The organism is Nocardia sp. NPDC050712, from assembly GCF_040654295.1.
Lineage (GTDB): Bacteria > Actinomycetota > Actinomycetes > Mycobacteriales > Mycobacteriaceae > Nocardia.
The window spans coordinates 1,404,986-1,426,666 of sequence record NZ_JBFAHT010000002.1 but is presented as its reverse complement, the minus strand read 5'-3'; the positions used below and the strand labels follow the sequence as shown (position 1 = coordinate 1,426,666).

At 69.1% G+C, this 21,681-nt stretch carries 20 protein-coding genes; 7 read left to right on the top strand and 13 right to left on the bottom strand.

The genetic code is table 11. The annotated features are described in order from the left end of the window. Nucleotides 1-37: 37 nt before the first annotated feature. Nucleotides 38-1,000 carry an EamA family transporter gene (locus AB0H76_RS17410; protein WP_357324276.1) on the top strand — a complete coding sequence of 321 codons (963 nt, stop codon included), beginning with the start codon at nt 38-40 and terminating at the stop codon, nt 998-1,000. Nucleotide 1,001: 1 nt separating this feature from the next. Here the strand turns inward: AB0H76_RS17410 and AB0H76_RS17405 are convergent, their stop codons facing one another. Beyond that, nucleotides 1,002-1,436 (bottom strand): YdeI/OmpD-associated family protein, encoded by a 435-nt coding sequence (locus tag AB0H76_RS17405; RefSeq protein ID WP_357324273.1) that lies wholly within the window; start codon nt 1,434-1,436, stop codon nt 1,002-1,004. Nucleotides 1,437-1,474: 38 nt separating this feature from the next. Continuing rightward, complete coding sequence (locus AB0H76_RS17400; RefSeq protein ID WP_357324270.1) at nt 1,475-1,825, bottom strand: VOC family protein; 351 nt, start codon at nt 1,823-1,825, stop codon at nt 1,475-1,477. Between the two features lie 160 nt (nt 1,826-1,985). Between AB0H76_RS17400 and AB0H76_RS17395 the strand changes: the two genes are divergently transcribed. Continuing rightward, nucleotides 1,986-4,817: a LuxR C-terminal-related transcriptional regulator gene (locus AB0H76_RS17395; protein WP_357324267.1), complete on the top strand. Its 2,832-nt coding sequence runs from the start codon at nt 1,986-1,988 to the stop codon at nt 4,815-4,817. Nucleotides 4,818-4,826: 9 nt separating this feature from the next. On the opposite strand, the gene AB0H76_RS17390 is transcribed toward AB0H76_RS17395, so the two are convergent. Further along, nucleotides 4,827-5,456: a glyoxalase gene (locus AB0H76_RS17390; protein ID WP_357324264.1), complete on the bottom strand. Its 630-nt coding sequence runs from the start codon at nt 5,454-5,456 to the stop codon at nt 4,827-4,829. 138 nt (nt 5,457-5,594) lie between these two features. On the opposite strand from AB0H76_RS17390, the gene AB0H76_RS17385 reads away from it, so the two are divergent. From AB0H76_RS17385 to AB0H76_RS17375, 3 genes are all read left to right on the top strand, one after another. Continuing rightward, the gene (locus AB0H76_RS17385; protein ID WP_357324262.1) at nt 5,595-6,689 is read left to right on the top strand and encodes an ATP-grasp domain-containing protein; all 1,095 of its coding nucleotides are present in this window, start codon (nt 5,595-5,597) and stop codon (nt 6,687-6,689) included. Between the two features lie 117 nt (nt 6,690-6,806). Further along, nucleotides 6,807-7,397 carry a carbohydrate-binding module family 14 protein gene (locus AB0H76_RS17380; protein ID WP_357324259.1) on the top strand — a complete coding sequence of 197 codons (591 nt, stop codon included), beginning with the start codon at nt 6,807-6,809 and terminating at the stop codon, nt 7,395-7,397. Nucleotides 7,398-7,479: 82 nt separating this feature from the next. Then, nucleotides 7,480-8,922 carry an MFS transporter gene (locus AB0H76_RS17375; RefSeq protein WP_357324256.1) on the top strand — a complete coding sequence of 481 codons (1,443 nt, stop codon included), beginning with the start codon at nt 7,480-7,482 and terminating at the stop codon, nt 8,920-8,922. A 59-nt stretch (nt 8,923-8,981) separates the two neighbouring features. On the opposite strand, the gene AB0H76_RS17370 is transcribed toward AB0H76_RS17375, so the two are convergent. Beyond that, nucleotides 8,982-10,211 (bottom strand): MCE family protein, encoded by a 1,230-nt coding sequence (locus AB0H76_RS17370; protein WP_357324252.1) that lies wholly within the window; start codon nt 10,209-10,211, stop codon nt 8,982-8,984. A gap of 101 nt (nt 10,212-10,312) precedes the next feature. Here AB0H76_RS17370 and AB0H76_RS17365 point away from each other — a divergent pair, with 101 nt between their 5' ends. After that, a complete protein-coding gene (locus AB0H76_RS17365) occupies nt 10,313-11,677 on the top strand; it encodes a cytochrome P450 (protein ID WP_357324250.1) in 1,365 nt (454 codons plus the stop codon). 6 nt (nt 11,678-11,683) lie between these two features. On the opposite strand, the gene AB0H76_RS17360 is transcribed toward AB0H76_RS17365, so the two are convergent. Further along, nucleotides 11,684-12,244, bottom strand: coding sequence for a TetR/AcrR family transcriptional regulator (locus AB0H76_RS17360; protein ID WP_357324248.1), 561 nt, complete (start codon nt 12,242-12,244; stop codon nt 11,684-11,686). A gap of 18 nt (nt 12,245-12,262) precedes the next feature. Here AB0H76_RS17360 and AB0H76_RS17355 point away from each other — a divergent pair, with 18 nt between their 5' ends. After that, nucleotides 12,263-13,033 (top strand): MBL fold metallo-hydrolase, encoded by a 771-nt coding sequence (locus AB0H76_RS17355; RefSeq protein ID WP_357324246.1) that lies wholly within the window; start codon nt 12,263-12,265, stop codon nt 13,031-13,033. Here the strand turns inward: AB0H76_RS17355 and AB0H76_RS17350 are convergent. From AB0H76_RS17350 to AB0H76_RS17315, 8 genes are read right to left on the bottom strand one after another with little or no spacing between them, the layout of a single operon-like run. Then, entirely contained in the window at nt 13,005-14,231 is a 1,227-nt protein-coding gene (locus AB0H76_RS17350; RefSeq protein WP_357324243.1) for a cytochrome P450, read from the bottom strand. The two genes, AB0H76_RS17355 and AB0H76_RS17350, sit on opposite strands and share 29 nt — an antisense overlap. A gap of 34 nt (nt 14,232-14,265) precedes the next feature. Further along, the gene (locus AB0H76_RS17345) at nt 14,266-15,846 is read right to left on the bottom strand and encodes a succinic semialdehyde dehydrogenase (RefSeq protein ID WP_357324240.1); all 1,581 of its coding nucleotides are present in this window, start codon (nt 15,844-15,846) and stop codon (nt 14,266-14,268) included. Further along, nucleotides 15,843-17,474, bottom strand: coding sequence for an acyl-CoA synthetase (locus AB0H76_RS17340; RefSeq protein WP_357324237.1), 1,632 nt, complete (start codon nt 17,472-17,474; stop codon nt 15,843-15,845). The genes AB0H76_RS17345 and AB0H76_RS17340 overlap by 4 nt, the downstream gene beginning before the upstream one ends. Before the next feature lie 21 nt (nt 17,475-17,495). Further along, nucleotides 17,496-18,728 carry a hypothetical protein gene (locus AB0H76_RS17335; RefSeq protein ID WP_357324234.1) on the bottom strand — a complete coding sequence of 411 codons (1,233 nt, stop codon included), beginning with the start codon at nt 18,726-18,728 and terminating at the stop codon, nt 17,496-17,498. Then, on the bottom strand, nt 18,725-19,273 hold the full coding sequence (locus AB0H76_RS17330) for a nuclear transport factor 2 family protein (RefSeq protein ID WP_357324231.1): 549 nt from the start codon (nt 19,271-19,273) through the stop codon (nt 18,725-18,727). Before AB0H76_RS17330 ends, AB0H76_RS17335 begins: the two co-directional genes overlap by 4 nt. Further along, entirely contained in the window at nt 19,273-19,491 is a 219-nt protein-coding gene (locus AB0H76_RS17325) for a ferredoxin (RefSeq protein ID WP_357324228.1), read from the bottom strand. The genes AB0H76_RS17330 and AB0H76_RS17325 overlap by 1 nt, the downstream gene beginning before the upstream one ends. Beyond that, nucleotides 19,488-20,273, bottom strand: a complete 786-nt coding sequence (locus AB0H76_RS17320; protein ID WP_357324225.1) for an SDR family oxidoreductase — start codon at nt 20,271-20,273, stop codon at nt 19,488-19,490. Before AB0H76_RS17320 ends, AB0H76_RS17325 begins: the two co-directional genes overlap by 4 nt. Next, nucleotides 20,274-21,479 carry a cytochrome P450 gene (locus tag AB0H76_RS17315; RefSeq protein WP_357324222.1) on the bottom strand — a complete coding sequence of 402 codons (1,206 nt, stop codon included), beginning with the start codon at nt 21,477-21,479 and terminating at the stop codon, nt 20,274-20,276. It abuts the gene before it with no gap. Nucleotides 21,480-21,681: the final 202 nt, after the last annotated feature.

Below are 21,681 nucleotides of genomic sequence, written 5' to 3'. Positions count from 1 at the left end.
TAGCAGGTCCGGTGCGCGGGTGGTCAGACTCGCAGCCGTGGCGATAGCGGAAGAGTCCGGGCGGGTATCGATTCGAGCGCGGGCGACCGGATGGAGTTTGATCTCGTGGGTCTTGTTCGCCAGTTCTGGCCCGTTGGCCAAGGCGGTGCTGGTTTCGGGCTGGTCGCCGGCGGCGGTGACTTCGGTGCGGATCACGCTGGCGGCGGGGCTTCTGGTGCCGGTGGTGGCGGTGCTGCGGCCGCGGGCACTGCGGTTCCGCGGTGCCGACCTGTGGCTGCTGCTCGGCTACGGCGTGCTCGGGGTGGCCGGGGTGCAGCTGCTGTTCTTCGTTGCGGTGGCCCGGATTCCGGTCGGTGTGGCGATGGTGCTGGTCAATCTCGCGCCCGCGCTGGTCGCCCTGTGGGTGCAGTTCGTGCGGGGCACGCGGCTGAGCGGGCCGGTGTGGCTGGGCATCGCTTTGGCGGGGGCGGGGTTGATTCTGGTCGCCCAGGTGTGGCGGGGCGCCCAGCTGGATGTGGTCGGTGTTGCCGCCGGGCTGGGCGCGGCGATCTGCTCGGCCGGGTACTTCCTGCTCGGCGAGCACGGGGCGAGCAGGCACGACCCGGTCGGGTTGACCGCGGCCGGGTTGGCGATCGGCGCGGTGGTGATGGCGGTGTTCACCCCGCCGTGGACGCTGCCCGCGGAACTGCTCACGGCGCCCGCGGTTTTGGCTGCTGTGCGGGCGCCGGTGTGGCAGGTGCTTGTGGTGCTGGCGGTGGCCTGCACCGTGGTGCCCTACCTGGCCGGGATGCGGGCGATGCGCGATCTGCCCGCGGCGCTGGCTTGCGTGCTGGCGGTGGTCGAGCCGCTTGTGGCAGCGGTGGTGGCCTGGTTGCTGCTGGGCCAGGGGCTCGGGCTGATGCAGATAGCGGGGGCGGTGATCATGGTGAGCGGTGCGATTCTGGTGCAGCTGAGCATGCCCGATCCTGCTCTTCCGGACCGACCGCGAGCGTCGCGGTGAGTCAGCCTCGCAGGGTGGCGATGGCCTTCTCGATGCGCCGCTGGCGTGTTTCGGGCTTCTTCGCGCTCTCGATGGCGTGCACGTGCTCGCGTTTACGGCTGTGGGCGAGCTTGTCGTAAGCGGCGCGGGCGGCGGGGTCGGCATCCAAGGCCTCGGCGAAGTCGGGCGGCTCGACGACGACGCGGGGCTCGGTGTCGAGTTCGACCTCGACCTCGATTTCCTCGCCGATCTCGACGCCCGCGGCCTGCCGGTTGGCGTGGCTGAGGCCGAGCAGGTGCCGGCCGCGCATGAGGGCGATCCGGCTCTTCCAGGAGTGGCCGTTGATGGTGATCGTCACCGGCGGCCGGGCGCCCGCACCGAGGGCGGTAACCACCGCGGGCGGGACTTCCAGGCCGCGCATGGGCTCGGGCGGCTCGACGTGGGTCCGGAATTTCATGCTCGTTCTCCTCGGATTCGGTTGGTGGACGCGATGATTCAGCGATCTTGGAGCAGACCGAGGATGTTGCCGTCGGGGTCGCGGACCTCGGCCACCCGGCGGCCGTTGCCGACATCGCGCAGGGCCTGCTGCATCGTGGCGCCGGCACCGGTCAGCTCGGCCAGCTTGGCCTCGATATCGGACACCTCCCAGTAGATGACGGGTGTGGTGATGGCCTGCGGGCCGCCGTCGGGCACCAGCCCGATGTGGTGCCCGTCGAGGTCGAAACCTACGTAATAGGTGCCTTCGATCTGCGGCGGCACGCCGAGCAGGGCGGTGTAGACGGCCGTGGCCGTGGCCAGGTCGGAGACGGGGTGCAGCACGGTCTTGATGCCCTTGGTCACGGTCATGGATGCTCCTGGAATCGTCGTGTTCGCGCTGTTCGGTATGGGTAATACGCTATTTCCGGTGCGGCGCCGCGCCATCCGTGGTGACCACGGAACGCGCCACGGAGAAAGCGCACCGCGGTGCTCCCGTGCGAGTGAAATGACTGTGCGTGAGAATGTGGGTGTGTCGAAGTCGAAGCTGGCCCCCGGGATCTCGGATCGTGAGGCCGAGGTGCTCGCCCTGGTAGGGCAACACCGCAGCAATGCCGAGATCGCCGCGCAGTTGTTCATTTCCGTGCGCACCGTGGAGACGCACGTGTCCTCGTTGCTGCGCAAGGTCGGCGTTGCCGACCGGCGGGCGCTGGCCGGGCGGGCGGCGGAGTTCGAGCCGGCCGAGGACAGTGGTGCGGCGGCAGCCGTACTGCCCGCGCCGCTGACCTCGTTCGTCGGCCGCGCCCGGGAACGCGACGCGCTGGGCGAGGCCGTGCGGTCGCATCGGCAGGTGACCGCGCTGGGGCCCGGCGGTGTCGGCAAGACGCGGCTGACCCTGGCCGTCACCGCGGACCTCGCCGGTGAATTCACCGGCGGCGCATGGTTTGTGGACTTGGTGCCGGTGACCGATCCGGCGATGGTCGGGGCCGCGGTGGCCCGGGCGCTGGGGCTCGGCGAGCAGCAGGGGCGCACGCTCGACGAGTCGGTGTCGGCCGCGCTCGGTGAGCGCCGGGTGCTGCTGGTGCTCGACAACTGTGAGCATCTGCTCGACGGGGTGGTGCCGTTCATCGAGCACCTGCTGGTGAACTGCCCGAACGTGACGGTCCTGACCACCAGCCGCGCGCGGCTCATGGTGCCGTTCGAGCAGGTCTTCACGGTGCCGCCGCTGGCGCTCGGCGACGACGCCGTGGCGTTGTTCCTGGATCGGGCCGCGGCGCTGGGCTGGCCGGTGGACGCCGAGCAGTCGGCTCGGGTGCACGAGATCTGCGGCCGGCTGGACGGGCTGGCGCTGGCCATCGAATTAGCGGCCGCCCGGCTGCCCACGCTGGGTCTCGACGGGCTCAGCGCGAGCCTCGCGGATCCGTTGCGGCTGTTGGTCGGTGGCCGACGGGCCGACGAACGGCATCGGTCCGTGCGGGCCATGCTGGACTGGAGCCAAGCGCTACTGACCGACGAGGACCGCTGCGTGCTGCGGCGGATCGCGGTGTTCGCCGCGCCGTTCACCGCGACCGCCGCGATGGCGGTGGCGGGATCGGGGGCCTTGGACGCGATGGCGGTTGCCGACGGGTTGGCTCGGCTCACCGAGCAGAGCCTGCTGACCGTGGTGCCCTCCCCGCGCGGCACCCGGTACCGGGCGTTGGAGACTATTCGCCAGTACGAGCGCGAAGAACTGGCGACGGCGGGTGAGCTCGACGAATTCCTTGCGCGGCATTTGAATTGGTGTGCGACGACCGCCGGTGAACTGATCGCCGATCCGGCGGCGGCTACTCGCGACTGGCAGGCCGCGTTCGACGCCGTCGCCGACGATATGCGCGCCGCGCTGACCTGGGCGGCGGTGCTGCCCGAGCGGCGGGGTGACGCGCATGAGTTGGCGATGTCGTTGGCGCAGTTGACGTTCACGCGCAACCTGATCGCCGAGTCGCAGCGGCGCTATGAACAGGCGGCGGCGTTGACCGATGACCCGGTCGCGGCTGCCGCGGGGTTGCGGCGGGCCGCGGAGGTGGCCGGATGCCGGATGCGGGGTGAGGAGATGTATCGCCTCTACCGTGCTGCCGCTGAAACCGTCCGCAGTGCAGGCGATTCCGCGGCGGCGGCGCGGGATCTCGCTACTGCGGCGATCACCGTCTACCGGATGTCCGATACCTTCGCGCAGCCGGTTGCTGCGGGTGAGGCCGCGGCGCTGTTGGCCGAGGCGCGCGGGCTTGCCGGTGCGGACCCGGCCGCGCTTGCCGCCGTGGCGCTTGCCGAGTGCGGTGTGCTCGCTGACCTCGCCGTCGACCGAGGAGGACGCGAGGGCCTAGAGCCGGGCCAGTCGGAAATCGCCGCGCCCGAAGCGAACATGTCCACCGACGTGGCACGAATCGAGGAGCAGGAAACGCCTGCCACGGTAGCGATTTCGCTCGCGCAACGGGCGGTGGAACTGGCCGAGCGCACCGGCGACCCGCTCGCCCGCAGCGCCGCCCTGGACGCTCTCGCCGCGGCGCAATGCTGGGCCGGGGATATCTTCGCCACCGCCGCGACCACTCATCGGCGCGTCGCCCTGCTGGCCGCCATGCCGCACACGCCGGCCAGCGCCCTCGAACACGTCAACGCGTTGTCCGAGGCGGCCGAGATCGGTATCGGGGTCGGCGACCTGCGCGGTTCCCGCCGCTTCGCCGAACAGCTGCGTGATCTGCCGTTGCTGGCCGAGCGCGGGGATTTCGCCAGCTCCGCGCTCTTGGTCGCGGATGCCCTGGCGGGCAATCTGGACGAAGTACTCACCGGCAGTGGACGATTCATCGATGCCCGGGACCGTGCCGGTCGTTCCTCCGCCCCCGGGCTCGCTCCCGCCGCCGCGGCCGTCGCGATGGCACACGGTCTGCGCGGTGACGATGCCACGCGGGCCGAGTGGCTGGCCCTCGTGGACAGCCTCGGTGGCACCGCCGACCAGCAGTCCGCCTACCGTGCCGTTTTCGAGGCTATCGTGCTGCTCGACCGTGGCCGGCCCGATCAGGCGCTGGCCGAATTGGCTGCCGAGCCGGAGGCGTTGGACGAGCAGGACATCTGGATTTGGCGGCACTGGTATGTCGCTCTGCGGGCGGAAGCCGCTGTCCTGGCCGGCCATCCGGGTGCGCGCGTCTTCGTTGCCGCGGCTCGGACGACGGTGTCCGGCAACCCGATTGCCGGTGCGATCGTCGAGCGGGCTGCTGCCCTGCTCGAGGACGACCGTGGCCGGCTTCCTGCCCTCGCGACCGAATTCGAACGCGCCCACTGCCCCTACCAGTCCACCCGGACGTTGGCCTTCGTCGCCGATGACGGGGCCTGACCGAGTGGCTCAGGCCGACGCTTCCCACACGTACCCATCCGGATCGGTGAACGACCCCAAGCTGCTGTCCAAGACCAGGCGATGCGACCCGCTGCCCTCCAAAGCAACCCCCGCCTCCTTGGCCGCGGCCTTACGCGGGTACAACGCCAGAGTCACCGGCGAGCCCGGGTTCGAGAACTCGGCGTACTTACCACCGAAACTCTTCGACACCGTCATCCCCCGCTCGACCAGGAACGCCTTGCTGGCCTTCACATCCGCCACCCCCTGCAACAGCACCAGGTCCTCGATCTCCCGGGTGAAGGGGCCCTCGTCCTTCTTCTTCGACGTCGCGATCTTCCAGATCGTGCCCTCCGGCGCCTGGACCACCGCGCTGTAACCCCACAGGCTCTTCTTCGCGGGCTTGAGAATCGCGAATCCGGCCTCGACCGCGGTCCCGACCAAACTGTCCACCGTCGAAGGCTGCGAAACCACCAGCGAGAGAATGAATCCCCGGAACCCGGTGCTCGGCGCCTGGGAGGCCCGGAACCCGAGCCGCTCCCCCAACCCGAACGCGGTCTCGTAGATCGCGGCGGACGCTTCGGGGTCGGTCACCTCGAGGTGAATGTTGATATCGGTGCTGTTCTTCGTGTTGATTTCCATGCTCATAACGGTAGGCACGGGACCTGCTGGTCACATCCGTGCCGACCACCGAACCCACCACTGAGACCCGGTCGGTAGATCACCGCCCGACCACGCAGACCTCGCCCTGCCACCGCATCTTCTGCGCCGGGAATGTCCTTGGGGCACAATAAATCCAGCCGGGCCAGTGAGAGGGGTCGTGCCATCACCCTTCGGATTTGGCTGAGTAGTGCCGGGGCGGCAAGTACGCAGATCATGCGGTTGTTGCGGTCGAACCCGGAAGGGGTCGATGTTGTTTTCTATGCCAGCAATATCGACCCGGAAGCAGTGGCGTTGTCGGCGTGTGATGTGGCGGTGGTCGAGCCGCGGCATGTCGGGGATGCGGAGTACGCCGCATTCGCGCTGGATGTGTGTCGCAGGTACGGGATCGATGTGCTGATTCCGTTGCGGCGGCTCGATGCGCTGGCCGGCGTCGCGGCGGAGTTCGCGGCAATTGGGACGGCGCTGATGTGTTCGCCGGAAGCGGCTGTGCGGGCGTTGATCAACAAGGCTCGGACTTACGAACTCGCTGGCGCGGCCGGGCTTCCGGTGCCGCCGTGGCGGTTGGTGTCCGATCCGGAGGGGCTGTATGCGGCGGTCGGGGAGTTGTCGCGCACCGATGAGAAGCTGTGCCTGAAGCCCAATGGGGAATTCTCCGCGTTCGGGTTCCGGATTCTGGATGACCGCCCGTTCACGCTCGGGAGCCTGTTCGGGCCGTCCCAGCCGACGGTGTCGGTCGAGGCGGTCGCCCAGGCGCTGCGGCTGGCGGGCGAGCAGGGCGATTGGGTGCCCGAGTTGCTGGTGATGCCGTATCTCGACGGACCGGAGATCAGCATCGACTGCCTGTCGTCGGCCAGTGGTGAACTGCTGGTGAGCGTTCCGCGCGCCAAACAGGGCCGCTTCCGCACCCTGCTCGACGATCCCACGCTGGCCGATATCGCGCGCTTGCTGGTCAAACACTTCGAGTTGCGATACTTGACCAACGTCCAGCTGCGCCGATATCACGGCGAACCGGTTCTGCTGGAGGCCAATCCACGCCCCGCGGCGGGGATTTTCCAAACCGCCTTCGCGGGGGTGAACCTGCCGTGGGCCGCGGTCCGGCTGCTGTTGCACGGCGATGCGGGGTTGAGTGACCAGCTCCGGCTGGGCGGGCGGCTCGCCGTGGCGGAAGCGGTCATGGAGGTACCGTCGGGCCCGTTCGTCGCCGAGCATTAGCCACGCCCCGGGCGCGGCGGCAAGGCGTGTCGGCTGCCGTCGCAGCGACATTCGGGTTGACCCGGGTGCCCTGAGTGATGATCTTCAGCTATGGAAACCACGACAATGATCCGTCGGATGCTGTCGGTATCCGCGGCAGCCTGCGCGCTGGCCCTGCTCGCCACCCCGGCCGACGCCGCCCCACCCAGCACCGGGGAGGGTTTCGACTGTTCCGGTCTGGCCGACGGGAACTATCCCGACCCCAACGCGAACACCCACTACGTCGCCTGCGTCGCGCAGACCTATGCGTATTCGATGGTGTGCGCGAGCAACCACGACGGGAACCCGCTGTACTACATCGCCAACAGTGGCCCCGATCCGGCCACGAGTCGCTGCGACTACCCCGAGGTCGCAGCCATCCAGACGCCGTCGCTGACCGCGGGCACCGCGAAGATCGGGGGCGATCCACGGGTGGTGCAGGGCTTGACCGCCACCGTGCTCAACGACGGCCAGCGTTTGCGGGGAGCGTGGGTGGAGTTCACCGATGCCGAGGGTGCCGTACTGTGCGGGGCTTTCACGCGGGCGGACGGCGTCGCGCGCTGCGACAGTGCCCCGTTACCGACCGACGCGGCGGTCTTGGCCAAGGGATACACCGCGACCTACGCCGGCGGCGGCGATCCAGAGGTGGGCTGGCAGCCTGCTTCCGGGACGGGTTCGATCACCGTGTGAGCACCCGCTTATCCGGGTGCTGCCAGTACTAGTTTTATTGGGCTCCTGTTACCGGTGTCGAAACCGGAGCACGCTGCAATACATGACACAGACTTTGCCGACGCAGGTGGCGCCGGCGCCACCCCCAGCCCCCGCGGTGGTGCCCGCGCTGGATCCACGCCGCACCTTCGCCATTCTCGCCGTCATCCTCACCGGGCAGTTCATGGCGGTGCTCGATTCCTCCATCGTCAATGTCGCGATTCCCTCGATCCGGGGCGACCTGAACACCACTGGTTCGGCGCTGCAGTTGATCGTGGCCGGGTATGTGATCGCCTACGCCGTGCTGCTGGTGACGGGTGCGCGGCTCGGTGATCGGTTCGGGCAGCGCCGGGCGTTCGTCGCCGGGCTCGCGCTGTTCACGCTCGCCTCGCTGGCCTGCGGGCTGGCGTGGAACGAGGCCTCGCTCATCGTGTTCCGGTTCATCCAGGGTGTGGGCGCCGCGGCGATGGTGCCGCAGGTGATGACCCTGATCCAGCGCACGTTCACCGGCACGGCCCGGGCGAAGGCGCTGAGCATGTACTCGGCGATCATCTCCGGTGGCGTGGTGGTCGGGCAGGTGCTCGGTGGGCTGATCGTGAACCTCGACCTGTTCGACAGCGGCTGGCGCGGGGTGTTCCTGGTGAACGTGCCGATCGGGCTCGTGCTGCTGGTGCTCGCGCCGCGGGTGCTGCCCACCGGCGGGCCGCGCTTCCCGCGCAAGGTGGACGTGCCCGGGCTGGTGACGCTCACCGTCTCCGTGCTGCTGCTGGTGTTGCCGCTGGTGCTGGGACACGAGCAGGACTGGCCGGTGTGGACGTGGATTCTGCTGGGCGCCAGCGTGTTCGGGTTCGCCGGGTTCGCGCTGATCGAACGGTGGGTGGCGGGGCGCGGTGGTGCGCCGCTGTTCGCGCAGCGGGCGCTGCGGGCGCCGGGGCTGCTGCTGACGGCGGCGACGCTGTTCGTCATCATGTCGACCTTCGGCGGCTGGATGTTCGTGATGGCGATCCACTTGCAGAGCACGCTGGGATACAGCGCGCTGCACGCGGGGCTGCTGTTCATTCCGATGGGATTGACCTTCGCGCTGGCCAGCCTGCGCTGGGATCGTATTCCGGCGCGGTTCCACGCCGCGATGATTCCGGGCGGGCTGGTGCTGGCCGCGGTGTCGATGGTGGCCCTTGGTCTGCTGCTGCGCGACGGCAGTGACTTCGGTCCGGTGGGCTGGATTCTGTTCGGGCTCATGGGTGTCGGCAACGGCTTGGCCTTCAGCCCGCTGATGACGCGCACCCTGGCCAAGGTGCCGCTGGAGCTGGCGGCCGACGCGAGCGGAATCCTGGTCACCAACGTTCAGCTCGGTGTCGTGGTAGGGATCGCGGTGTTCGGCACGGTGTTCCTGAGCCTGGCCGGGGCGACGACCCTGTCGGCGGCGCACGCACTGGGCGGGACGGCCGTCGCGGAAGGGATCGTGGTGCTCGTCGCGGCCGCGCTGGGAGCGCGTGCGGCGCGCTGACGGGCATTCTCCTGCCCCCAGGACCCAGCCGCTCCCGCCCGGGAGGCTGGGTCCTTCGGCTACCCGGTGACCCCCGGCAGCCCCGCGAACAACAGTTGAAACACCTTCGGCGCGTTCGGCACCAACGCCGTCGACGGCGTGAACGGCCGGCCCTGATTGGTATCGGTGACCAGGTAATCCGAATGCATGCCCTCGATATGCTCGAGCACCCCGTGACAGCTCGGCCCGCCGGTGGCGTTCACTTTCGGCAGATCGTCGGGATACCGGTAGGGCGGCGAACCGAATTGGAAGCTGGCCCGGAAGATCGCCCCCGGCTTGATGCCGCCGACGAACCCGTCGGCCAGCGGCAGCGTCTCGGCCAGGCTGGTGATCACGCAGTGCAGCACGGGGGCGTAGCGCCCCAGCAGCACGGTGGTGGGGCGCAGCAGGTCCAAGGCGGTCGTGAGTCGCTGCTCGTTCTCGCGCAGGACCGCGCCGCTGGACCCGGCCAGGCCGATCAGGTTGACCAGCACCGCGTCCAGATCGGCCTGCTGATCGACGATCGTGGCACTGGTGGCGACCGCGTTCGCCGCGGTCCGCAGCAGATCGCCGACGGTGTCGGCATACAGGTTCGTCACTTCCGCGGCAGCCGCCAGATCGCGGCGCAGGGCGGGCAGGCTCGGATTGAGTTCGCGCAGATAGGCATCCGACCGCGCGAGCAGGTCGCCGAGCTTCTCCCCGCGCCCCTCGAGCGCCGCGCCGAGGGCGGCGAGGGTGGCGTTCAGATGCACCGGATCGACCTTGGCCAGCAATTCCGACAGATGCTCGAAGACGGTATTGAGCTCGACGGTCACCGAGTCCGCCCGCAGCACCGCACCCGGGCGCAAAGACTCACGCGAGGGTCGTTCCGGTGTCACGAAGTTGACGAATTTCGCGCCGAACACGGTGGTCGAGCGAATGTCCACGCGCGCGTTCCCGGGCACCAGCCGCACCTGGTCCGGATCCAGATCCAGTCGTAGCCGCACTCCCCCGTCGACTCGTTCCACGGCGGCCACCCGGCCGATCTCCACCCCTCGGAATGCCACCTTCGCATCGGGATTGAGCACCAGCCCGCTGCGCGCTGTCTCCACGGTGACGCGCACGGTCGAAGTGAACCGCCCCGAATACATCGCCAGCACCACCACGACGAGCGTGACGAGGGTGAGCACCAGGGCCGCGCCCGCGATCTTCAAGCGAAGCAACTGCCAGGTGACGCGCGCGAACTCGCGCCACACGTTCGGATCTGTCTCGGACCGCGCTGTCGAACCCATCGGCTCCCCTGGTGAATCACCTTGCCCGCCAATCGGACCCATAGTACTGTCCAGACAGGTGTCCATCTGTCGTTTCGGACAGTCTTACCGGGAGGATTCCCATGACCCTGGTCAAACCCCGCCGGGTTTCCCTACGTGACGCGTCCGGGCCGGAGCCCGAGCACGGCCACCTAGACGAATTCCGCGCGGACCCGATCGGCCTGATGCGCCGCGTACGCGCGGAATGCGGCAATGTCGGCGCCTTCGACCTCGCGGGCAAGCGGGTCATCCTGCTCTCCGGGGCCGAGGCGAACGAGTTCTTCTTCCGCTCCGGCGACGAGGATCTGGATCAGGGCGCGGCCTATCCGTTCATGAAGCCGATCTTCGGCGACGGCGTGGTGTTCGACGCCAGCCCCGAACGCCGCAAGGAGATGCTGCACAACTCGGCCCTGCGCGCCGAGCAGATGCGCGGGCACGCGGCGACCATCGCCCGCGAGGTCGAGCAGATGCTCGAAAACTGGGGCGAGGAGGGCGAAATCGACCTGCTCGACTTCTTCGCCGAGCTGACCATCTACACCTCCTCGGCCTGCCTGATCGGCACCAAGTTCCGCAACCAGCTCGACGGCCGCTTCGCCCGGCTCTATCACGACCTCGAACGCGGCACCGACGCGCTCGCCTACGTCGACCCCTACGCCCCGATCGAGAGCTTCCGCCGCCGCGACGCCGCGCGCGTCGAGCTGGTCGCCCTGGTGCAGGAGATCATGGACGGGCGCAAAGCCGCGCCGCCCGCGGGCAAGGCGGATCGGGACATGCTCGACATCCTGGTCTCGGTGCCGGGCGAGGACGGCGCGCCGCGCTTCAGCGCCAGCGAGATCACCGGCATCTTCATCTCGATGATGTTCGCCGGTCACCACACCACCTCCGGCACCGCGGCCTGGACGGTGATCGAGCTGCTGCGCCATCCTGAGCTGCTGCACACGGTGGTCACCGAGCTCGACGAGCTCTACGCCGACGGCTCCGACATCAGCTTCGGGGCGCTACGCCAGATCCCGAATCTGGAGGCGACGCTGAAGGAGACGCTGCGCCTGCACCCGCCGCTGATCATCCTGATGCGGGTGGCGCGCGGCGAGTTCGAGGTGTGCGGGCATCGGATCGAGACGGGCGATCTGGTCGCCGCGACGCCGGCGGTCTCGAACCGGATCGCCGAGGACTTCCCCGAACCCGAGGCCTTCGATCCGGCCCGCTACATCGATCCGAATCAGGCGGATCTGGTCAACCGGTGGACCTGGATTCCGTTCGGGGCCGGCCGGCATCGCTGCGTGGGGGCGGCGTTCGCGCTCATGCAGCTCAAGGCGATCTTCTCGATCCTGCTGCGGGACTGGGAGTTCGAGATGGCCCAGCCCTCCGAGAGCTACCGCAACGATCATTCGAAGATGGTCGTGCAGCTCGCGCAACCTTGCACCGTGCGCTATCGCCGCCGGAAATAACCGCGGTCAGGCCCGGCGCAGGGCGGCTTCGATCAGGTCGGTGAGCGGCGGCCACGGGAAGGTGGGCCGGCTGGTGCGCAGGGACACGATGCCGTGCAGCGCGAGCCAGATGTCGATGGCCGCGAGCTCGGGCCGCGCCACCCCGGCCTGCTCGACCGCCGCCACCAAGCGCTGGAAGACCTGCAACCCCGGGACTTCCGGCGCGGTGGCGAAGGACAGGGTGGTGCCGAAGAGCACGCGGTAGTGCCCCGGGTTGTCCAGCCCGAAGCGGCAGTACGCCGCGCAGCAGGCGCGCAGCGCCGCCTCGGGGTCGGCGGCGGCGCTCATCGCGCGCGCCAGTTCGTCGTCGAGCCGCTCGAATCGGTGCGCCACCAGCGCCCGCAACAGGTCGTCCCAGTCGGTGAAATGCCGGTAGATCGACGGTGCCGCGATCCCGGCCTCGCGGGCGACCGCGCGCAGGGTCACCGCGTCGGCGCTGCCCGCGGCTTCCACCAAACGCGCTGCGGCGTCCAGCAATTCGTCACGCAGCCGGGCGCCTTCCCCCCGGGCGTTGCGCTGCCGCGTCATGAGTCTCTCCTCCACCCCATGGTCACCACCGTCACCCGCGTCACCCACTCCTGCGTTCTGCTCGACTTCGACGGGCGCCACGTCCTCACCGACCCCTGGTTCTCCGAGAAGCCGGGCTACCGGCGGGGCGAGCCGCTGGCCTGCACCCCCACCGAGCTACCCGCGCTGACCGCCGTGATCGCCAGTCATGATCACTACGACCACTTCGACGTCGACACCTTCGCCGCCTACCCGGACAAGGCGGTGCCGTTCATCGTCAAGCGCGGCATGGGCGCCAAGGCGCGAAAAGCGGGATTCACCAATGTCTCCGAGGTCGAACCGTGGGAGGACACGGTGGTGGACGGCATACGAATCACCGCCGCGCCCGCACAGCACGGCGTCCCCGAGATCACCTACGTCCTGCAAAGCGCCGGCACCACCGTGTTCTTCGGAGCCGACACACTGCGGATCCCGGAACTCGACGAGCTGCGAACCCGATTCGGCCACCTCGACCTGGCCCTGGTCCCGATCAACGGTCTCTCCATCAAGCCCGCGTTCAACCGCCGCGTCGTGATGAACGCCGAGGAGGCCGCGCGGCTCTGCGGGGTGCTGCGGCCCGGCATCGCCGTGCCCATCCACTACGCCTTCACCGCGGGCCGCCTGCGCGACACCCTGTTCCTCGGCTACGACGGCACCCCGGAACGCTTCCGGAGCGCCGCGGCCGAGCACGCGCCCGGCACCACGGTCCACGTCCTGGCGCCGGGCGAACCGCTGACCCTGCCTACTCGTAGCGGACTTGCCAGCTCTTGATGCCGTTGATCCAGCCCGAGCGCAGCCGCACCGGCTCGGCCAGCTCGGTCAGGTCGGGCATGACCTCGGCGATGGCGTTGAACATCAGGTCGATCTCCAGCCGGGCCAGGTTCGCGCCGACGCAGTAGTGCGCGCCGGTGCCGCCGAAGCCGACGTGCGGATTGGGATCGCGGGTGATGTCGAAGGTGAATGGGTCGGTGAACGCGTCCTCGTCGAAATTCGCCGAGCTGTAGAACAAGCCGAGCCGGTCCCCCGCCTTGATCCGCGCGCCGCCGAGTTCGACGTCCGCGGTGGCGGTGCGCTGGAAGGCGTTCACCGGCGTGGCCCAGCGCACGATCTCGTCGGCCGCGGTCTTCGGACGTTCGGCCCGGTAGCGCGCCCATTGCTCGGGATGGTCGACGAAGGCTTTCATCCCGTGCGTGATGGCATTGCGTGTCGTCTCGTTGCCCGCGATCGCCAAAAGCACCACGAAGAAGCCGAATTCGTCGGACCCGAGCGCCTCCCCGTCGAGACCGTCGTTCACCAGGGTGCTGACGATGTCCCCGACCGGGCAGGCCCGCCGCTGCTCGGCCATGTTCCAGGCGTAACCGATGATCTCGGCGAAGGCCGCGTTCGTGTCCCCGTATTCCGGGTCGTCGTAGTTCAGCGTCGCGTTCGACCAGTCGAACAGCTTGCGCCGATCCACCTCGGGCACCCCGAGTAACTCCGCGATCGCTTGCAGCGGCAGCTCACAGGCGACCTGCTGCACGAAATCGCCACCGCCGGACTGTTTGGCGGCGTGCACGATCCGGGCGGCGCGTTCGGTCAGCGCCGCCCGCAGCCCCTCCACCGCGCGCGGCGTGAAGCCCTTGGACACGATCCTTCGGGTCTTGGAGTGCTTGGGCGGGTCCATGTTCACCAGCAGCGCGCCGGTGAGTTCCATCTGCTCCGGCGTGGTCTCGTTGGGCAGCCGGATGATCGCGCCCTTGCGCTGGGCCGAGTACAGATCCGCGTTGCGCGAGATCTCCTTGATGTCCTCGTGCCGGCTCACCACCCAGAAACCGCCGTCGCGGAAACCGCCGGAGGTCTCGTCGGGCTGGGCGTTCCACCACACCGGCGCGGTGCGGCGCAGCAGCGCGAATTCCTCGACGGGACTGCGCTGCTCCCACAGCTCGGGGTCGGTGAAATCGAAACCGGCCGGAAAAGACGGAGCCGCCATGGCTGCCTCCTTCATAGAGCCCGGCGCGCACGGCTCAGCGCAAACGAGTTCGACGCATGAGGCGCAGCGACGCCAGGGTGATCTTCAACTGTTTCTGGTAGGGCATGCCGGCACGCGAGGCCATGACCTGGCGTTTCTGCACGCCGATATTGATGGTGTCGGTGTACTTGAGCAGACCGTGGTCACCGTGGCGGCTGCCGACACCGGAATTCTTGACGCCGCCGGACGGGGTGGCCTTCGCCGCGTAGGTGGCGACGAAACCATCGTTGATATTGATGTTCCCGGCCTGCAACTGGGCCGCGATGCGCTTGGCGCGGGCCAGGTCCGCGCTCCACACGCTGGCGTTCAGGCCGTAGTCGGTGTCGTTGGCCAGCCGGATGGCTTCCTGCTCGTCGGCGAACTTGTAGACCGCGGCGACCGGGCCGAAGGTCTCCAGGGTGGCGTGGGTCATCTCCGGGGTGACATCGGCGAGCACGGTCGCCTCGTAGAAGGCGGGCCCGATGTCCGGGCGCGGCTTCCCGCCGGTCAGCACGGTCGCGCCTTTGGCGCGCGCGTCCTCGATATGGGCGGCCACCCGCTCCATGTGCTGAACCGACACCAATGACCCGAACTCGGGGGTGTAGTCGTAACTGGCGCCGATCCCGGCGTTCAATCCGTCGGCGGCTGCGACGAAGCGGCGCACGAACTCGTCGTAGCGGCTCTCGTGCACGTAGATCCGCTCGATATGCATGCAGGCCTGACCGGAGTTCGCGAACACCGCGAAGGTGGCACCGGCGATCACCTCGTCGAGGTCGGCGTCGGCGCACACGATCAGCGGGTTCTTACCGCCCAGTTCCAGGCTGCACTCGATGAGGTTGCGGCCCGCGCCCGCGCCGACGACGCGCCCGGTGGCGGTCGAACCGGTGAACATGACGAAGTCGGCGTTGTCGATCAGCGTCGGCCCGACGTCGGGACCCTCCCCGCACACCACCTGGAACAGTCCCGCCGGCAGTCCGGCCCGGTACAGCAGCTCCACGCCGAACAGCGCGCACAGCGCGGTCTTGTTGTCCGGCTTGAGCACCACGGCGTTTCCGGCGATCAGCGCGGGCACCGAATCCGAGAGCGCGATGGCGAACGGGAAGTTCCACGGCGCGATCACCGCGACCACGCCCTTGGGGCGATGCTCCTCGATCGAGCTGGTGATCACCGGCATCGCACCGCCACGGCGCGTGGGGCGCAGCAGTTTGCGCGCGGTCTTGAGGTAGTGGCTGATCACCATCGGCACGTCGCACGATTCCTCGACGGCCATCCGGCGGGCCTTGCCGCAGCCGATCTGGATCAGGTCGGCGGTGGTCTCGCACTCGGCGAGCAGCAGTTCGTGGGCGCGCTCGAACACCGCGAGCCGGCGGCGCACCGGCCAGGCGGCCCATTCGGCCTGCGCGGCCCGGGCCTGGGAGTAGGCGGCGGTGATGTCCTCCGGGCCGGACTGCGGCAGCGCGCCGACGACCGCGCCGGTGTAGACCTCGGTCATCGCATACGGTGCGGCGTCGCTCGCGGCGACCATGGCGGTCAGCCGGTCGATCAGCGCGGGGGTGATCCGCGCGGGCAGGGTGGCGTGGGTTTCGGTGGCGCTCATGAGACCACGTTATCCCCGGGCCGACCAGCGGGGCCGACACTCGATCCGGCCACCAGATACGTCGGCTCGTGCTGCGCCGCAAAGTCTTTGGCCCAGCGATAGTCGGGTTTTCCGCTCGGCGACCGGAGCACCTGATCGGCCAGCCAGACCTGTCGCGGCACCTTGTAGCCGGCGAGGTGTTTGCGCACATGGGCTTCCAGATCCCCGAATTCCACCGGTTCCGACGCCGAGACCACCGCCGCGACCTGCTGACCCCAGCGCTCGTGCGGCACCCCGATCACCACGGCGTCATAGATCGCCTCGTGCGCCTTCACCACGGCCTCGACCTCTTCGACGAACACCTTCTCCCCGCCGGTGTTGACGACCATGTTGCCGCGCCCGAGCAGGGTGATGGTGCCGTCGGACTCCTTGCGCGCCCGGTCGTCGGTGATGACCATGCGTGCGCCGTCGACGGTCTTGAACAGCTTGTCGCTCTTGGCCGGATCCTTGTAGTAGCCCAGCGGGACCGCGCCGGTCTTGGCCAGCCAGCCCTCCTCGTCGGGCCCGACCGGCCGACCGGCGTCGTCGACGACGACCGCGCCGCGCCCGGTCTGCACCCGCGGGCCGCGCCCGGGATTGTCGTCCTTCTGCGCGAAACCGATTCCGCCGAAACCGGTTTCGGAGGAGCCGATGGAATCGGTGACGACCGTCGAGGGGAACAGTTCCAGCAGTGTGTTCTTCACCGACTGCGACAGCAGCGCGGCCCCGGATCCGATGGCCAGCAGCGAGGAGTCGACCGGGCGCACCCGGTAGGCGTCGATCAGCGGCCGGGCCATGGCGTCGCCGGTGATGACCAGCACCTGCGGTTTCCGGGCCACCACCACCTCCCAGACCCGCCGCGGGTCGAACTTCGGCTCGAAGACCACCGCGTTGCCCGACCACAGCGCGGTGAAGGTGGGCATCATGGCGGCGGCGTGGATGAGCGGCGGCAGCACGAACCAGGTGGCCTGGGGATTCCCCGCGCCGACCCGGGACTGCTGGTATTCGTCGGCGACGGGCTCGTTGGTGTAGAAGTCGATGCCGCCGCCCAGGACGCGCCACATGTCTTCCTGTCGCCACATCACGCCCTTGGGCAGGCCGGTGGTGCCGCCGGTATACATCATGAACAGGTCGTCGGGGCTGCGCGGGCCGAAGTCACGGTCCGGGGAGCCGGCGGCCAGGGCCTCGGCGAAAGGCGTGACGCCGCCTGTGCTTTCGCCGACCACGAGCAGCTCGCGCAGCGAGGGCACCTGCGGGGCGGCCGCGTGCACCGCCTCGGCGTAGGTGTCGTGGTAGACCAGTGCCTCCAGGTCGGCGTTGTCGTAGACGTAGCGCAGTTCGTCCGCCCCGTAGCGGTAGTTGATGTTGATCGGCACCGCCCGGATCTTGAAGCAGGCGATCAGGGTCTCCAGGGTGGCGATGCCGTTGTGCATCTGGAAGCCGACGTGGCTGCCGGTGCGCACCCCCACCGAGGCGAGGTAGTGCGCCAGCCGGTTGGCGTTCGCGTCGAGTTCGGCGAAGGTGACCTGGCGGTCGCCCTCGGCCACGGCCACCCGGTCCCCCATGGTGTCGGCGGAGTGCTCGTAGAGGTCGGCGAAATTGTTGGCCATGGATCGTCCTTGTCTTGCGTTCTACACCACGGTGAGCGGCAGTGGGATGCCGCGATCGGCGAAGGCGAAGCCCGCGCCCTTGCTGAAGCGGGTGATCGCCACCTCGGTCGCCTCCCGGAAAGGCTGTGCGGCCAAGGCGATCTCGGCGCTCCACCCGGACCGGTCGGCCGCCACGGCGCGCACATAGGAGCGCGGGTTCACCCCGCGGGCCATCGCCTCGAGCGGCGCCAGGTGGTCGGCGTCGAGCAGGGCGGGCCAGACGCCGTCGGCGACCGCGCCGCTGTCGCGCGGCAGGCGCACGGACACCGAATCGGCGGTCTCGGTGATCTCGATGCCGGTGTAGGGCAGCGGATTCCACGCCGGATGTAATCGCAGCACCGTCGCCAGCGCCGCGGGGTCGTCGTCGAGATCGAGGGCGGCGCGCAGGCGTTCGGAGGTGATCCCGGCGATGCCGGCGAACTGTTTGCGGCCGATGTCGGCGGCCTGGTCGGTGCGGGCGCGCACGGCGATCAGGAAGCCGAGGGTCAGCAGATGATGCTGTAGGCACACCTCGTCGGCCATCCGGACCAGCGCCGATTTCGAGAAGTCGTCGAACCGCAGGTCGCTCAGCAGCGGGCCCGCGTAGTCGGACTGCCCCTCGTCGGCGGGGTCGATGTCGGGCAAGTCCAGCAGCGCCGCGGCCGAGTTCGCGACCAGCTCGGAGTTCGGCGGGACCGGGGGCGGCACGTGCGACGGATCGATCGTCACGGTCCAGGCGCACATCGGATGCCGGTCGGCGGGGGTGCGCGGCGGCCGGTGGATCGGCCGGACCTGTGCGTACGGGTTGGTCGCCAGCGCGGTCGCGTCGAAGGTGGGGTCCTCCACGTCGTGGCACATGGCGACGACGAACTCCGGGCCCATCGGCTCCACGTCCAGCAGCGCGCCGCAGTGGTCGAGCCAGAACTCGCCGTGGTCGTGATCCTCGACCCGGTACCGGAAGTCCATGAACTGCGGTGGCGCGCCGATGTCGAGTTGCAGGCCTTTGAAGATGGTGTCCACGCCGTCGCCCTCGATGCGCAGCGCGCGGCGCATCCGCCGGGTGTAGACCGGGCTGGCCACCTGCCACTCCTCGATGGCCACCGCGGTCATGCCCGGGCGGCCGAACGCGCCGATGCAGTGCGCCATCCCGGAGCGGTCGATGAGGTGCCCGCACAGCAGTAGCTCGGGCAGCAACCGGGCCAGGGTGGCCCGGTCGAGCTGATCGAAAGCGCTCACCACAGCGACGCCGGCGCCTCGCCGACCTTGTACCAGCCCGGCAGCGGGCCCGAGACCGAGCGCTGGATGCGCTGCTGCATGCCCTCCGACAGCGCGTTGTGCTGGATCATCTCCACGAACATCGCCGAGACGTTGCCGAAGTCGAAGAAGTCGCGCTGCCAAGACCATTGGTAGTCGCCGCCGTAGCGGAACCAGCTGCCGCCGATGCCCTGCGGTGAATAGTGGGTGCCGTCCGCACGGGTGCGCTCGCTGATCTGCTTCCAGAAGCCGATGACCGTCCCGTTGCCCTCGTCGACGACGAAGTCCTGGTACGGGTAGGTCCAGCCTTCGAGCCCCTGCATTTCCTGCCCGAGTGCCAGCTCGCGGATCTCGGCGCGGCCCACCGCCATGAATTCCTGGGTGGGCCCGTAGTTCCAGCCGTACGTGGCGTCCTCGGTGTACATCTCGGCGAGCGGTTTCCAGTCGCCCTTCTCCTCGCAGCGCTGGTTCTCCAGCACCCAGCGGCGCACCATGTCGTCGAGTTCGGTGCGGGGGTATCCGGTCATCACCGGGCTCCTTCGGTTCGGTTCTCGGTCACGATCGAGAGCGCTTGGGTGGGGCAGTAGCGGACGGCGCGCTGCACGTCGGCGGAATCGACAGCGGGGTCGGCGATTTCGACCTTGCCGCGCTTGGGCACGGAGAAGACCTCGGGCGCCTCGTCCTGGCACACCGCGTGCCCCTGGCACAGGTCGAGGTCGGCGATGATCCGCGATGCCTCGGTCATGGCCGCTCCTGCCGCAGCGGGGCCTCCGGCTGTACTTCCACCAGCACCAGATGCGCTCCGCGCGGGGCGCCGACCACGGCGAGGACGGCGGCCGCGAGGTCTTGCGGGCGCAGCATGTACGCGTGCCGGGCGAAGCCCCACTCTTTCCAGGATTCCAGCATCGGGCCGACCACCTCGGGGGTCGAGTTCATGCCCATGCCGGTCAAGGTCGGGCCGGGGCGGACCAGGGAGGCCCGCACGCCGGTGCCTTCGAGTTCCATCCGCAATTGCAGGGCCATCGCCTCGAGGCCGGCCTTGGCCGCGCTGTAGGCGCCGGTCTGCGGGCGGGGTTCGGGGGCGCAATCGGAGCTGATCAGCACGAAATCGCCGCGCTGCCGGTCGACCATGCCCGGCAGGACCCGATGCGCGAGCCGGTGCGCCCCGCCCAGGTGCACGCCGATCTGGTGCAGGAACCGTTCCGGGTCCATCTCGTGTACCGGGCCGAACTCGATATCGCCCGCCCCGGAGACCAGGATCTCGGTCGGTCCCAGTTCCCGCTCGGCGGCGCTGACGAATTCCTCGACCGATGCGGCGTCGGTGACATCGAGCCGGTGCGCGAAAGCCGTACCGCCGTCGGCGGTTATCTTCTCCGCGAGCTCCTGGCACTTGTCCACGCGGCGGGCGCCGAGGGCCACCGGGTGCCCGAGTTCGGCGAGCGCGACCGCGGTGGCGGCCCCGATCCCGGAGGAGGCGCCGGCGACGATCGCGGGACGACGCTCCGGGTTGGGTTCGAAACGGGGCATTTACTTGACCTCCACGGTGATGGGGAGTTTCGCGAAACCGCGGACATTGCTGGAGTGCACGCGCTCGATCCCGGCGTCGACGACCTCGTAATCGCGGACCCGCGCGGCGAATTCGCGCAACGCGACGGTGGCTTCCAGCCGAGCCAGATGCGCGCCGAGGCAGAAGTGCACGCCCGCACCGAAACTCGCGAGCGCCGCCTTGTCGGTGCGTTCGATGTGGAAGTCGTCGCCGTCGGCGAAGACGTCGGGATCGCGGTTGGCCGAACCGATCAGCAGCAGCACCTTCGACCCGGCGGGGATGGTGCCGTAGGGGTAGTCGAGGTCGGTGGTGGCGGTGCGGGCCAGGATCTGGCTGGAGGTGTCGTAGCGCAGGGTCTCCTCGACCCAGTCCGAGACCAGGTGGTCGTCGGCGGCGACCTTGGCGTACTCCCCCGGGTTCTTCGCGCCCCAGTAGAGCGCGTTGCCCAGGAGTTTGGTGGTGGTCTCGTTGCCCGCGACCACCATCAGGAACATGAAGCCGATGATCTCCTCCTCGGTGAGGCGGTCGCCGTCGGTTTCGGCGCTGAGCAGCGCGGAGGTCAGGTCGTCGGCCGGGGCGCGGCGGCGCGCGGCGACCATGTCGGCGTAGTAGCCGATCAGGGTCATCGAGGCCTTGGCCGCGGCCATCGGGATGTCCAGGACGCCGTCCTCACGGTGCACGACCAGGTCGGCCAGGCGGCGGATCTCGGCGCGGTCGGCGGCGGGCACGCCCATCAGCTCCGAGATCACGTCCATCGGGAGTTTGCCCGCGACCTCGTCGATCCAGTCGAAGCCGCCGCTGGCGAGCGCGGGCTCCAAGTAGGACAGCGTGAGTTCCTGGATCCGGTCGCCCATTTCGGCCACCCGCTTGGGCGTGAAGCCCTTGAAGACCAGCCGCCGCAGGCGGAGGTGGCGCGGGTCGTCCATCGCCAGGAACGACATCACCCGGTGCGCGTGCGGGCCGTAGGCCGCCGGGTCCAGGGAGACGCCGTTGGCGCTGGACAGGCGCGTCGCGTCGCGAAAACCGTTGGTGACGTCGGCATGCCGGGACAACGCCCAGAAGCCCAGTTCCCGGTTGTGATAGAGCGGCGCCTCGGTGCGCAGGCGCTGGTAGGTCGGGTAGGGATCCTCGTGGAAACGGTAGTCGTACGGGTCGAAGATCAGCGGCTCCACGGACGCGGTGGTCATCGCGCACACTCCTCGTTCGAGAACGTGTTCTCGCTTCTCGGCAGGGTCGAACCGCCAGTGGGAGACACATAGCTGGACATGTGTCTGGACGGTACCAGCGGCGCTTGTCTTCGACAACGATTCAACCGGATTTCGTTGGCCCATCAAGGTGAATGCCAGAATCCGTACGGTGGACTCCACCGCGAACACACACCCCATCAGG